This is a genomic window from Sulfurospirillum oryzae (genome assembly GCF_025770725.1).
Taxonomy (GTDB): Bacteria; Campylobacterota; Campylobacteria; order Campylobacterales; family Sulfurospirillaceae; genus Sulfurospirillum; species Sulfurospirillum oryzae.
Genome location: NZ_JANZKZ010000002.1, coordinates 371019 through 385349, shown reverse-complemented (window position 1 = coordinate 385349; position 14331 = coordinate 371019). Strand labels below are relative to the sequence as shown.

The 14331-nt window shown below is 37.6% G+C and carries 9 protein-coding genes and 1 tRNA gene; 5 read left to right on the top strand and 5 right to left on the bottom strand.

Annotated elements, in window-relative coordinates:
- Window positions 1–53: 53 nt before the first annotated feature.
- Entirely contained in the window at window positions 54–794 is a 741-nt protein-coding gene (locus N0B29_RS06425; RefSeq protein WP_263832879.1) for a MipA/OmpV family protein, read from the top strand.
- A gap of 140 nt (window positions 795–934) precedes the next feature.
- Complete coding sequence (ppsA, locus tag N0B29_RS06420) at window positions 935–3316, top strand: phosphoenolpyruvate synthase (protein ID WP_263832878.1); 2382 nt, start codon at window positions 935–937, stop codon at window positions 3314–3316.
- Here ppsA and N0B29_RS06415 read toward each other — a convergent pair.
- The 4 genes from N0B29_RS06415 to N0B29_RS06400 form a co-directional block, all read right to left on the bottom strand.
- Entirely contained in the window at window positions 3313–3810 is a 498-nt protein-coding gene (locus N0B29_RS06415; RefSeq protein ID WP_263832877.1) for an FKBP-type peptidyl-prolyl cis-trans isomerase, read from the bottom strand. The two genes, ppsA and N0B29_RS06415, sit on opposite strands and share 4 nt — an antisense overlap.
- Window positions 3811–3866: 56 nt before the next feature.
- A complete protein-coding gene (gene acnB, locus N0B29_RS06410) occupies window positions 3867–6425 on the bottom strand; it encodes a bifunctional aconitate hydratase 2/2-methylisocitrate dehydratase (RefSeq protein ID WP_263832876.1) in 2559 nt (852 codons plus the stop codon).
- Between the two features lie 27 nt (window positions 6426–6452).
- A complete protein-coding gene (locus tag N0B29_RS06405; RefSeq protein ID WP_263832875.1) occupies window positions 6453–8546 on the bottom strand; it encodes an FtsK/SpoIIIE family DNA translocase in 2094 nt (697 codons plus the stop codon).
- Window positions 8547–8649: 103 nt separating this feature from the next.
- Window positions 8650–11289 (bottom strand): flagellin N-terminal helical domain-containing protein, encoded by a 2640-nt coding sequence (locus N0B29_RS06400; RefSeq protein WP_263832874.1) that lies wholly within the window; start codon window positions 11287–11289, stop codon window positions 8650–8652.
- Between the two features lie 164 nt (window positions 11290–11453).
- Between N0B29_RS06400 and N0B29_RS06395 the strand changes: the two genes are divergently transcribed.
- The 3 genes from N0B29_RS06395 to N0B29_RS06385 all read left to right on the top strand — a co-directional run bounded on the left by N0B29_RS06395 (window position 11454) and on the right by N0B29_RS06385 (window position 12743).
- Entirely contained in the window at window positions 11454–11732 is a 279-nt protein-coding gene (locus tag N0B29_RS06395) for an HU family DNA-binding protein (RefSeq protein ID WP_263832873.1), read from the top strand.
- An 83-nt stretch (window positions 11733–11815) separates the two neighbouring features.
- Window positions 11816–11900 (top strand) — tRNA-Leu (locus tag N0B29_RS06390).
- Window positions 11901–12062: 162 nt separating this feature from the next.
- Window positions 12063–12743: a hypothetical protein gene (locus N0B29_RS06385; RefSeq protein ID WP_263832872.1), complete on the top strand. Its 681-nt coding sequence runs from the start codon at window positions 12063–12065 to the stop codon at window positions 12741–12743.
- 21 nt (window positions 12744–12764) lie between these two features.
- Here N0B29_RS06385 and N0B29_RS06380 read toward each other — a convergent pair whose 3' ends face one another.
- Window positions 12765–14330 (bottom strand): type IV secretion system DNA-binding domain-containing protein, encoded by a 1566-nt coding sequence (locus N0B29_RS06380; protein ID WP_263832871.1) that lies wholly within the window; start codon window positions 14328–14330, stop codon window positions 12765–12767.
- Between the last annotated feature and the right edge of the window lies 1 nt (window position 14331).

The window sequence follows — 14331 nt, the reverse complement described above, 5'->3', positions numbered from 1 at the left end:
GACATTGCTATTGTATACAATTTCCGCATTCAAACTAAGACGGAGATTTGATAATGAAAAATAAGCTTATTCTATTGCTATCTGTTTTACTCACACATTTATATGCAACAGATGATCCTTCCTTGCAAGTAGGTGTTGGTGTCTCAACCAGTACAAGCCCCTATAAAGGCGTTTCAAGTGTTACGATACCCTTGCCTGATATTGAGCTTACGTACAAAAGCGCTTTTATTGAAGGCATTAATATGGGATATAACTTTTACGATACCAAAACGTTACAAGTTGGAGTTATCCTACTTCCCGTACTGGCAGGCTATAAAAGTAAAGATAGTAATGACTTAAAAGGTATGGACAATCGCAATATGTCCTTAGAAGGCGGTCTTCGAATGAAATACAATTTTGAGAATAGCTTTTTAAGCGGTACGGTTTCGCGTGATGTCAGCGGTACTACAGATGGCTACACTATCAATACCGCGTATAACTACACTCTTTTAGAGACAGAAAATTCAGGTTTATCCCTCTATGCTGGCGCAGAATACCTCAGTGATAAGAAAAGCAATTATTACTACGGTGTTAAAGCAAAAGAGGCAACCTTTGCACGACCAAGCTACCATGCAGATGGTGCGATCAACCCCTTTATTGGTTTAACACAAATCTTTGCCTTTAGCGAGACATGGTCAATCATTGCGAATGTCGAATACAAAAAATTTGACAAAACGATCTATAAAAGCCCTATTGTAGATGACCATTACCAAGTGGCTGGGTATTTGTCTATCATGTATACATTCTTGCCCTAAAATACGTTATTCCCTCATCTAAAAAAGTCCACTAGCTTTTGTTGTGGACTTTTTCACTCTTACATGTAATCTCTTTTTTATAGCACTCTTAATTATAATTTGTGCTACCATAGGTATAACTTTTCGTATGGGAGGTTATTATGCGTTTTATTCGTTTCTTCAATGAACTTCATATCGGCGATATTCCCCTTGTTGGCGGCAAAAATGCTAGTTTGGGTGAAATGTACCAAAAGCTATCGACCAAAGGTATCAAAATCCCCAATGGTTTTGCGACAACCAGCGAGGCTTACCACCTGTTACTCAAAGAAAATGGCATTAAAGAAAAGATCGAAAAGCTTTTAGAAGGTTTAGATATTTCCGATACCCTTTCGCTTCAAGAACGTGGTCGTGCCATTCGTGAACTTATCTTGGCATCAACACTTCCTGAACAGCTTATCAAAGAGCTAAAAAGTGCTTACCACATGCTCTCTCAAGAATATAGCTCAGAAAACATCGACGTTGCCGTGCGCTCATCAGGAACTGCTGAAGATCTACCCGATGCTAGCTTTGCAGGACAACAAGAGACCTTTTTGAACATTAACACGTCAGAGAAGCTTTTAGAGTGTGTAAAGCGTTGCTACGCTTCGTTATTTATGGATCGTGCCATTAGTTATCGAACAAGTCGTGGATTTGACCATTTTAAAGTCGCTCTCTCAGTCGGTGTTCAAAAAATGGTGCGAAGTGATATGTCCAGCAGTGGTGTCATCTTTACCATCGACACTGAGAGTGGCTCTGAAAATCTCATCTTAATCAATTCTATCTGGGGACTGGGCGAAAATGTGGTAAGTGGCAAGGTTAATGCCGATGAGTTCTTCGTCTTTAAACCAACCCTTAAAAAAGGGCTCAATACCATTTTAAAACGTTCACTAGGCAGTAAAAAAGAGAAAATGCTTTATAGCGATGAAGCCCATACTATCAATGTGCCCACAACAGAAGAAGAGCAAAAACATTTTTCGATCAGTGATACAGAAGTGTTGATTTTAGCGCATCAAGCACTGATTATTGAAGAGTACTATAAACGTCCGATGGATATTGAGTGGGCAAAAGATGGCCTTGATGGCAAACTCTACATCGTCCAAGCACGTCCAGAGACGGTTCAAAGTAAACTCCAAAATAACATCTCCATCGAAAAATACGCCTTGAGTAGCACCAAAGATTTGAAGCTTATCACCTCTGGTCGTGCCGTCGGCGATAAAATAGGCAGTGGCGAAGTCAAAGTCATTCATAATACCTCAGAATTTGCTCTCTTTAAAGAAGGTAATGTTTTGGTTGCCGATACGACCAATCCTGATTGGGAACCTATCATGAAAAAGGCTTCAGCCGTTGTTACAAATCGAGGTAGCAGAACGTGTCATGCTGCTATTGTTGCGCGTGAAATCGGTGTGCCAGCAGTGGTTGGTTGTGGTAATGCGACTGAAGTACTGAGCAATACTCAAAAAGTAACCGTTAGTTGCGCTGATGGCGATGAAGGACACATATACGAGGGTGAAATTGCCTTTACATGTAAAACGATAGACCTCAGTTCTTTAAAGCATACAAAGACCAAACTGATGATGAATGTGGGCAATCCCGCTGAAGCGTTTAATCTTGCTAAAATGCCGAATGATGGTGTAGGGCTTGCACGGATGGAGTTCATAATGACGCATTCCATTAATGCTCATCCGATGGCACTCGTGAATATGCACAAGGGAAGCCCTGTGCAAGATGAAGAAGCTATTAAGGCTTTTATGAACCCTTACACCGATGCTAAAGAGTTTTTTCTTCAAAAGATCAGCGAAGGTGTTGGTATGATTGCCGCAGCATTTTACCCCAAACCTGTCATCATTCGTACCAGCGATTTTAAAAGCAACGAATACCGCAATATGCTTGGAGGTCTTGCTTACGAAGCCGAGGAAGAAAACCCTATGATAGGCTTCAGAGGTGCAAGCAGATACTATGATGAAAGTTATAAAGAGGCGTATGCGTTGGAATGTGAAGCGCTCAAACGCGTACGAGATGATATGGGGCTTACCAACGTCATCATTATGATTCCATTTGTTCGCACACCCGAAGAAGGGCAAAAAGTTATTGACATTATGAATGCTCAAGGCTTAGTGCAAGGCATTAATGGGCTACAAATTTATGCCATGTGCGAGATACCGGCCAATGTCATCATCGCCGATCAGTTTCTAAAAATCTTTGATGGTTATTCCATTGGCTCAAACGATCTTACACAGCTTGTTTTAGGTGTCGATAGGGAGAGCGGACAAATCGCTCATATTTTTAATGAGCGCAATGATGCAGTAACAATAATGCTTAAAATGGCAATAGCTGCGTGCAAAGCTAGAGGAAAATACATCGGTATTTGCGGGCAAGCACCTTCTGATTACCCTGAAATTACAGAGTTTTTAGTGAAAAATGGGATAGATTCGATCTCTCTCAACCCTGATTCACTCTATAAAATGCACCAAGTGGTTGAAAATTTGGAAGAGAGTTTACGCTAATTTTGCATTGCAAATAAGGACTCTTCTTGAGTGAGGAGTCTTTGCTCAATCTCATCACTCGTAGCTTCTCTTATACCAATGACGGTTCCATCAAAAATGATTGTTACACCAGCAAGAGGATGGTTTGCATCTAAAATAACGCGATCTTCTAAAATATCGATAACCGTATAAGCCAGCATAATTTCATCGTCATCATCTTCACTAAAGACCATTTCAACATTTTGCCCTACTTCTAAATCATCTTCAAACTGGCTACGATCTTCAATGAGCACTAACTCTTGTCTATACTCACCAAAGGCTTCTTTTGGGGAAAGTTGAATGTGAATGCTTTCTCCAACACTCTTGCCTTCTAACGCTTTTTCAATTTTTTCAAATATATCGCCATAGCCGCCATGCAGATAGACAAGTGATTGAGCACCACTGTCCAAAAGGTTGTTCTCAGTGTCGAAAACAGTGTAGTCGAGGGTTACAATACAATTTTTTTGTATAGTCAAAAGAGTCCTTACATGTAAAAAGTAAAAGCCACTCTTTTTGAGTGGCTTTTGGGGTATTAATTGCCGAGTTGATAGTTTTCTATGAGGTTAAAATTGAGGTATTTGTAGACTTTATCTGTCTTACCTGCAAGTTTTTTAGGCACTAAACTCATATACTCTTCCACGCTTGGAAGTCTCCCTAAAAGTGCGCAAAGAGCAGCGAGCTCGGCACTACCAAGGTAAACTTTTGAGTTTGGTCCCATGCGGTTGTCAAAGTTTCTGGTCGATGTTGAAAAGACGACAGCACCTTCTCTAACACTTGCTTGATTACCCATACAGAGTGAACAGCCTGGAATTTCAATACGAGCGCCTGCCGCGCCAAAGAGCGCATAATAACCCTCAGCAGTCAATTGCTCTTTATCCATCTTCGTAGGAGGTGCGATCCAAAGTGTGGTTGGAACTTTACCTTCGCCTTGAAGGACTTCACCCAATGCTCTGTAGTGACCAATGTTTGTCATACAACTTCCTACAAAAACTTCATCGATTTTCTTAGGACGATTTGCATCAGCCAAGATTTCGCTTAGTGTTGCAACATCGTCAGGATCATTTGGGCATGCCAAAATCGGCTCTTTGATCTCATTAAGATTGATTTCAATGATTTCAGAATACTGTGCATTAGCATCTGCTTTAAGAAGGTTAGGCTCTTTGATCCATGCTTTCATCTTATCTGCTCTACGTTGCAATGTTTTAGCGTCAGCATAGCCCGCTTTAATCATTGATTCAAGCAGTGTAATGTTAGATTTAAGGTACTCAACGATTGGCTCAACATCTAAGGCTACAGCACACGCTGCCGCACTTCTCTCAGCCGAAGCGTCGCTCAGTTCAAAAGCTTGTTCAACTTTGAGTTTTGGTAGTCCTTCGATCTCAAGGATTTTTCCTGCAAAAATATTTTTTTTATTCTTTTTAGGAACGGTCAACATACCTTTTTTAATCGCATAATACGGAATCGCATTGACAAGATCGCGAAGGGTAATACCAGGTTGTAATTCACCTTTGAAGCGTACCAAAATAGATTCTGGCATATTAAGCGGCATACTTCCCGTAACAGCAGCAAAAGCGACCAATCCGGAACCTGCTGGGAAAGAGATACCAATAGGAAAACGTGTATGACTGTCTCCACCTGTTCCAACGCTATCAGGAAGCACCATACGGTTTAACCATGAGTGAATAACGCCATCCCCTGCTCTAAGACTGACACCTGAACGTGAGGTAATAAATGCTGGAAGAGTGTGATGAAGTTTAACATCGCTCGGTTTTGGATAAGCGGCTGTATGGCAGAAGCTTTGCATAACAAGATCAGCACTAAAGCCAAGAGCGGCAAGCTCTTTGATCTCATCTCTGGTCATTGGTCCTGTTGTATCTTGGCTACCGACAGTTAATGTTTGAGGCTCAACATACATACCTGCACGTACACCCTCAACACCGCAAGCTCGCCCAACCATTTTTTGAGCAAGCGTATAACCGACACCTTTTTGCTCTGCTGGTTGTTCTGGTTTTGCAAAGATATTCTCAGCACCCATACCAAGGCTTGCTCTCGCTTTGGTTGTCAAACCTCGTCCAATGATAAGAGGAATTCTGCCACCTGCACGGTATTCATCGGCTAAAGTGTTAGGAGCAAGTTTGAAAGTTGCCACCACTTTGCCATTTTTTTCAATTTTCCCCGCAAGTGGATAAACATCGATAATATCGCCTGTTTCTAAGCCTTCAACATTCACTTCAATTGGAAGCGCACCGCTATCTTCTGCTGTGTTAAAGAAAATTGGAGCGATGGTCGTTCCAATGACCAAGCCACCTGTTTTTTTATTAGGAACATTGGGGATGTCTCTTCCCATAAACCATTGAATCGAGTTAATACCTGATTTTCGGCTACTTCCCGTTCCTACAACATCACCGACATAAGCAACTTCGTATCCTTTTGCGATCAATTCCTTGATCTTCTCAATAGAACCTGGAAGTCTTTTAACCAACATAGCATTGGCATGAAGAGGAATGTCACTTCTTGTAAACGCTTCACTTGCAGGACTAAGGTCATCGGTATTGGTTTCACCCGCTACTTTTAGAACGGCTACGGTAATTTTTTCAGGAATAGCTGGTTTTGTCGTAAACCATTCAGCATTTGCCCAAGAAAGAAGAACTTCTTTAGCATAAGCGTTAGTTTTTGCAAGTGTTTCAATATCGTTGAAAGAGCCATACACAAGAACGATACTTTTCAGTGCATCGCATGCTGCACGAGCCACAGCGGCATCTGAGGAGCTAAGAGCATCCACAAGCGGTTGAACATTGTACCCACCAAACATAGTACCTAAAAGCTCTATCGCATAAACGGGAGTTATGGCTTTACATGTAACTTTTTTTTGAGCCACATCATTCAAAAAAGCTGCTTTTACGTAAGCGGCTTCATCCACTCCTGGTGGAACACGATTTGCAATTAAGTCTTTTAAAAAGGCTTGATCGCCCTCTTCTTTCTTTAAAAGCTCGACTACCTCTGCTGTTTTTTTAGCATCAAGAGGTAAAGGAGGAACACCTAACTTTGCTCTTTCATTCACTTCTGCTTCATACGCTTGGAAAAAACTCATTGTGACTGACTCCTTGTGGTTGATTAGTTAAACAATAATTTCGCGTTGACCTTTTGCATTCTGTGATGAAAGTATTCCCATCGCTTCCAGTTGCTCTACAATCGTCGCAGCTCTATTATAGCCAATATTCAATCTTCTTTGAATATAAGAAATTGAGCTCTTTCTTTCATTAAGGACAATGGCTTTTGCGTCCTCAAAAAGCTCATCTAAATCACCACTATCTTTGCTTCCAGCACCAGCTGAAAAACCCTCTTCGCTCTCTCTTAAAAAACTTTCGTCATATACGACAGGGCGCTGTTTCTTGAGGTATTCAACCACCTTATCAATCTCGTCTTCAGAGGTGTATGGAGCATGTAAACGAATGAGTCCAGAAGTACCTGGAGGTGTAAAAAGCATATCGCCGTTTCCAAGCAAAGAATCTGCTCCCATAGCATCTAAAATGACTTTTGAGTCGATTTTTTGCCCTACTTTAAAACTAATACGAGAAGGTAAGTTTGCTTTAATAAGACCCGTCACAACATCAACAGAAGGCCTTTGTGTCGCTACAATGATGTGAATTCCGCTTGCTCTTGCCATTTGAGCAAGTCGTGCTATATAAAACTCAACATCTTTACCGCTGGTCATCATAAGGTCAGCTAATTCGTCAATAATAATCACAATATAAGGCAGTGGCTCAACACCAATACTTTTAGCCTTTTCATTGTAATTTTCAATATTTTTTGTCTTTGAACGGCTCATCATCTGATAACGTCGCTCCATTTCTCCTACCATATTGGCAAGTGCAACAATCGCTTGTTTTGGTTTTGTAATAACAGGTGTTAATAGATGTGGAATGTCATTATAAATCGAAAACTCCAACATCTTAGGATCGATCATCAAAAAGCGTAATGTATCGGGTGAGTTGCGATAGAGCAACGAAAGTAGCATCGCGTTAATTCCTACACTTTTACCACTACCTGTTGTTCCAGCCACCAATAAATGTGGAAGTTTTTTAAGATCGGTAACAAATGCGTTACCAACGATGTCTTTTCCAAGAGCAATGGTTAGTGGAGAAGAAGACTTTTTAAAGATGTCACTCTCTAAAATTTCTTTGAGATAAATGGTCTCTATCTTTTGGTTTGGAACTTCTATACCCACAACATCTTTTCCAGGAATTGGGGCTTGAATACGAATTGTTTTGGCTTTTAATGCCATTGCAAGGTCATCTTGAAGCGTTAAAATACGAGAAACTTTTACATGAGGCGCCGGCTTAAACTCAAAGGTTGTAACTACAGGACCTGAGTAGGTACGTACAACATCGCCTTCAATTTTAAAACGTCTGAGTTTTTCTAAAAGATCTTGAATCTTTTGGTCAATCTCATTCTCATTGACATGAACAGCTTTTGCTGGAGGATTGGCTAAAAAAGAGAGAGGCGGAAGTTTAAAGTCTTTTGGTTTGTCACATTCGCCTTGATCAATCTCAGAAAGAAGCTTCGTATTCTCCGCTACTTCGCTTAAAATCTCAACTTTTTTAGCACTTTTAAGACGAACGAGTGGTTTTTTAGGTTCATTGTTCTCAGGATAAAGCGGCTCTATAATCGCTGGATTCTCATCAGGAGTATCATCATCTAACATGACTTTGTCTTCAAGCTTGATGCGTTCTTTCAACGACATCTCTTTTTTTGTCTTTTCAGGAATACGCTTTTCTTCTGGTTCTGCTTTATACTCTTTGATTTTTGTTTTGGTAAATGTTGGTTTCATGAACGTGAGAAAATCACTAATGCTTGACTCGACAAGCAAAGTCATCGAAAGTAAGAAAATGGCAATAATAAAAAGCCAAACGCCCATAATGCCAATAAAGCTAATAAGCATATCCACTATTGATCGACCGAATGATCCCATAAAGACGCTTTTAACAAGAATCGACTGAGCCATCAAAACAGCAAAAATCAAAATTGCTGAGGCAAGAAATACTCCAATACGACGTTCAGTAAGCTTACTCTCTTTATAAAGTGAGAAAGAAGGAAAAATCAATAAGAAGGGATAGATAAAAGCAACATAACCAAATGTACTCTGATTCAATGTGCCAAGATAGGCACCAAATTTTCCAACAACAGAAGCATCAGGTAAAATAGTTGCCACACCTAAAAATAATGCAATGGCAATAAAAATGATAAAAAGAGTCTCTTTTAAGATAGCAGATCCTTTACATGTAATAATATAGAGTTGATATTATAACAGATTATTACATGTAATCTAAAAGAGACATTGAATTTATCTTCGACATCGTCGATAACATTGCTTGATATGAAGTTGTAATAGATTGATATTCCAAGTAAGCTGCTGCTGTATCAACACCTATGACATTATCTTGTACTGCTTTAACATTAACACTAAGTATTTCAGATCTTGTATTAGCATCATTCAATGCATTGGTGAGAGCACCGATTTTTGTTTGTGCTTTTGTGACATGATCTGCGATATGATCAAGTTGTGCAAGTGAATTTTGGATACCAATATTTCGCGGATCATCCGATGTCGAATCCATACGAAATGCCCCCGTGCGAACCGCTGCTATCATTTCATCCATTTGTTTAAACATGTCGATTGATGGATTAGAAATCGTGACTGCATTATTCGCCATAAACGTGAGTGTAGAGCTTCCAACACCTGTAAAATCAGTTATACTTTTGTCATACATGGTAAAGTCGATTTTAGATTCAGAAGTTGTTTTATCTTTAATAGTCATTTTCCCTTGATAATCTAAATTGACTTCAACGCTATTTTTGGCGGTTCCAACAGCATAATTATATTCTGCAATATTAGCGTCCCCAATGGCGTTGTTATAATCAGTAGTCGCTTTTGCCACTTCAGCTGCGGTTGATGCAGGATTGTCTCTTATAATACCCGCATCAATAGCTTTTTGAATATAACTAGCCGTTTCAGTGGAAACACCCGCTTTGGCTATTGTCGTTTGAGCAGCAAGATTGACAGCATCTGCGGCTACTCCAAAAGCAATTGCATTGTTAATTGCCGTTTGAGCCGTGGTAGAAACACCTTGTTTTGGTAAATTACCCGAAGTTGCCATGCTGATGAGATCATTAAGTTGTTGGTATGTCATCTTGTCAGCAGTCGTTTTTAAATTTAAAGGGTCTCCTTGACCATTATAAATAGAAAAAGTTTCATTTGCACCTGTCGTGTTTCCATCTCCATTTAAATCAATAGAAAATGTTGTATCGGCGATATCTAGATTAAGCGTGCCTGTTCTTTTGACACCATTTTTATCGGTATAATTAAGCACCATTTGCTTACCATTTAAGCTGTCTACCCCCGCAACATCAACAAGTTTTGTACTTGCCGTTGCAAAATCACTTGTACTCTTGACGACTTGTGAAACATTACTTGAAAGCGTATTGCCATCTTTTTCAAAGCCTCTTCGTGCATAGTTCATTGCATCAGGAAGCGGATCACCATGTGCTAATGCATTGGAAGCATTTTTAGGTTCTAAAAAAGCAGAAAATGTATTGGTAGGATCATTAACAAGCATACGACCACCTGATAATGTAACATCTCCTGCACCTAACCCATACTCTGTTTCAATAGCTGTCATCAAATCTTGCACCGTTTTCCCATTAATTGAGAATGATGTTCCTCCAAAATCAATATGATCAACATCAGAGGGGAAAATGCCATTTAAAAGTGTTGTTGGTGTAATATTTGAACTCGATACATTTTTTATTGGAAAATCTATGGCATCTGTGCCTGAAACGACAGCAACAGAGCGCATCGTTAAATCAGGGCTAGAAGCAGTTGTTTCATAGTTACTCTTATTAAACGCAATAATATCAACATTTGGTTTTGTCAACAGGTTATCTACATTCATCACTTGTTTTGCATTGCCCGTTTCACCAGGGAGAGCATTACGGTCAATAGCACCAAAAATATTCATATCAAGAAGTTGGCTTCCAGATTTCAAATCTTTGACTTCTATCTGACCACGCGCATTCATACTGACATCTACAATTTTATTTGTTGCCGTATTGCCATAAGAATTTCCTATATTGTCTAACAAATCAGAGACTTTTGAACTGGTGTCAAGAGATATAACATTAGAAAATGTTGAGCCATTACTTTTTCGACCAGAGAGATAAAAAACTGCCTTAGAGTCATCTGTTGCATTATTGTTAGTATCACCAACAAGATCACGAATAGTATCAGTATCTTTCAAATATACCTTTGAGGAGGCTGCATTTTGACTATCACTGGTCATAACATCAGGGTGTAATTTTGATTGATTGTACATTGATATATTAGTAGAAACCACTCTGTTATAATCTGTATCTTTTCCCAAGAAAAGAGATTGACCTGTAATATTATAAGGAAGCTCGACACCAGAACCTATCATTGCTGTCAAATTTTCTGCATTACCTTTATACGTACCATCACTGGCAATTGGCTTTTGAGATAATGCTGAACCTGAAAATAAAAATTGACCATTTATAGAAGTATTGGCCAAGTTAATTAAGTGATCTTTGATACCTTGTAAGTCATTAGCTAGTGCTTGTAAGCTTGTTGAAGAATTTGAAGTATTTGAAGCTTGAACAAGTTTTGCTTTAAATTGATCCAGTGATGTATTAAAACTTGATAAAGTAGAATCCGTATTATCAGCGAATGTTTTAGCTTTACTACTGCTATCAGAAGATTGTGCTAGAGTATCAATTTCATTACTAAGACGCATAGCATCTACATACACACTTGTATCTTCATAACTATTTTGTATTTTCATTTTAGTAGATATCTGTTGATTTATATCATACAATTTCTCTGTAGAAATGCGATAGTTACGAAGAGATGTATTAAATAAAAGTGAATTTGTAACTCTCATGATTTACTCCAAAAATTTTCTTTATTGACATAAGCAATTTTAATTCCTTGTAGAAAATATCGACTTTTTGGCACTATTCTTTAACTTTTTAAAAAATATTATTGTCTTTTTTTAAAAAAAATTGTACAATCCTCGCACAAACACTTTATATTAAGGAATGAGCAATGAAAAAAGCGGAATTTATCCAAGCGGTCTCTGAGAAAGCAGGTCTTTCTAAGAAAGATAGTCAAAAAGCTGTCGATGCAGCTCTAGAAGCAATCACTGAAGCACTAGTTGCTGGCAAAGATGTAAGCTTTATCGGTTTTGGTACATTCAGTACTGCTACAAGAGCTGCTAGAAAAGCTAGAGTTCCTGGTACAAATAGAGTCGTTGACGTAGCTAAAACTACAGCCGTTAAATTTAAAGTTGGTAAAAAACTTAAAGACGTTGTAGCAAAAGCTTAATTTCTTCGCCTCAAAAAGCTTAAACATACAGTTTTACTGATGTTTAAGCTTTTTTTTGTATAATTCCAACTCTTAATTATTGTGCCTGAGTGGTGAAATTGGTAGACGCGCTAGACTCAAAATCTAGTATGGAGACATGTGCCGGTTCGAGTCCGGCCTCAGGTACCATCCCCTTTAAATCGAGTTTTTAAAGCTTATTTCCTTTCTTTTTAAGTTTCAAAAAAATCCTTTTTTTACTACATTTTTACTACAATAGTTTTAGTAATATTTTATGTTATAATTTGTCATCATTACAATTTGCCTCTTGAATTAGTTTTTAGAAGGAAAAAAATGGTTGATATAGAGTTGTTAGAACCTCAAAAATTACTTTCATTACCTTTGCCAGTTCCCAAAGAAATTCCTCACCCTCCTCTTCAAAAGATTGATTTTGACCTTATTAAAAAAGAGGCATCTAAGATTCATGCATTACAGCAAGAAACGATAGAGCAAAAATTTAAAAGTGATCCGAAGTGGCGATTGAAAGAATTCATTAAATATATTGTTACATCCTTAATAATGATGCTTGTTGCTATAGGTATCATGCTTTTAAGTGGTGGAAGTGGTGGTGGAGCTGCTGCAGGAGGTATTATTGGCTTAATTATTTTGTTTTATGGCTCTAATGGTTTTTTTAAAGCTATCAAAGAATTTTTTTATCAAAAAGCTCAGCCGTTATCGATTGAAGCAATAGAGCTATTACTCTATAAAAATATGCTACACGTTACTAGTCTTACTAACATTAATAATGAAAAATTTATATCATTAGGATTTTTATCATCAAGTCTCAATAATGAAAAAGGTATTCCTGAAGATTTAGTTCAAGAAGCTTATTCATTACGGGCAGATGCCCTTATTGCATTTTCGACTAATCATTCTGTTTCTTCAAACACATATTCAAGCGTTACAACAAAAACAGTAAAAACAGATACAAAGCATCATTATCATACAACAACTACAGCAGTAAAATTACAATAACGTCAAGATTATGCGAGCTCTTCAAGCTCTCGACTTTTGTTGATAAAATTTAGCAATATTCTCACTCTGAATAAAGCTCTCATTTCTATTTTTCAGTTTGACTTGTGGCGTATACCCTTTATATAAAATTTTCCTCGATGGTATAAATGTGATGTGTTCGTATTTTTCTCCCAATGAATGAAAAATACTAATATTGAGCAAGTCAGATTCTTCAATGGAGTAATCTTTATTAGCAAAGCGTTCAGCACGAATATCTTTAGCTTGTTCTTTTTTATATCTGACTTTACCTACAGTAGAACCAATTTTATTTAATGTGTATTCATCAATGCCCTGGAATAAAAACCAATAAGTTGTAGAATTTAATATTTTCTGAGTAAGACCGTCGGATAAATGATCATCAGGAAAAAATTGAACTCCAGGCAGAAGACAACCACCTTTACTTCGAATTCTTACATGCAAACTTTCGATTGTTTCGCTATCCATATTCCTTACAAAAGAAAGATACTCATCGAGAGCTAAAAGGGTTAAAGAATCTCTATCTTCTTGAGACAACATGACAGCCACGAATGCAGCTAAAAATCCAGTAAAAAATGCTGTTAATTTTGACTTTTGATCATCTCTTGACAGTAAAAATAGGTCACAATTTTTTTGTGATAAATAATTGTGAATTGTAAAAGTTGGACTTCCATTTTGAATACAAAAATTCATATAATCAAAAAATTCAAATGAAAGCTTCATCGTGCTTGCTATATCTGCTTCACTTGTGCGTGATTGTGTTTGAGGTGCTTCAAAATACTCTTTTAAAAGTTTAATAAATAAATCAAATTTTTGTTTTGCTGTCAGTTTAGAATCCATATATTGAATGCTATTAAATAATTCCATGTAACGGTCTTGTGAACCTGCACTAAAGAAATCTTTTTTATCTCCAGCAATTGCGTTAAATAGATTTGTCATAAATATACCAACAACAAAAGGACTTGTATTGGCTTCTTCAAACGGATTCCAAACATGCCCTCTGGCATCATATGGATTCAAAATAATATCTCTATTTGATCTGTAATGTTTCTGAGTAAAATCGCCTTTACTGTCATATATAAATTTTCTATCAAATTCTGGTTGAGATAGAATCGAATGAAACAATTCTGTTTTTCCAGCGCCCATGCTTCCGAAAACAATTCCACCTTTTTTTAAATCAGAAGGAATCATGTAACAATCAAAATTATTAAACCATTTTTTGAAACTAAAAAATTTGAAATTTCTTAATACACTTCCATCAAACCTAAATTTGTCAATGAAAAGATCTCCATTTTTCATCTTTTGTTTTACTAACCATGAAGGTGTCCACCTGTTGCCCTCACTCTGCCCATAAAAGTTTGCATAGCTGCCCATAAGCCAACTTTTGACATCAAAAAGTCTATCGTTTATTTTTGAGTATTCTCTAATGAACATATGCCAAATAATGTACTCAAAAAAACTCAGTATTGTAAAAATAAGAGCTTTATGAATGCCCAATTCTTTTTGAACTTGGTAAGATATTATCGTATTAGCAGCTATCAGAATTAAAAAAGTTGCTGTCTCTATTCTCATG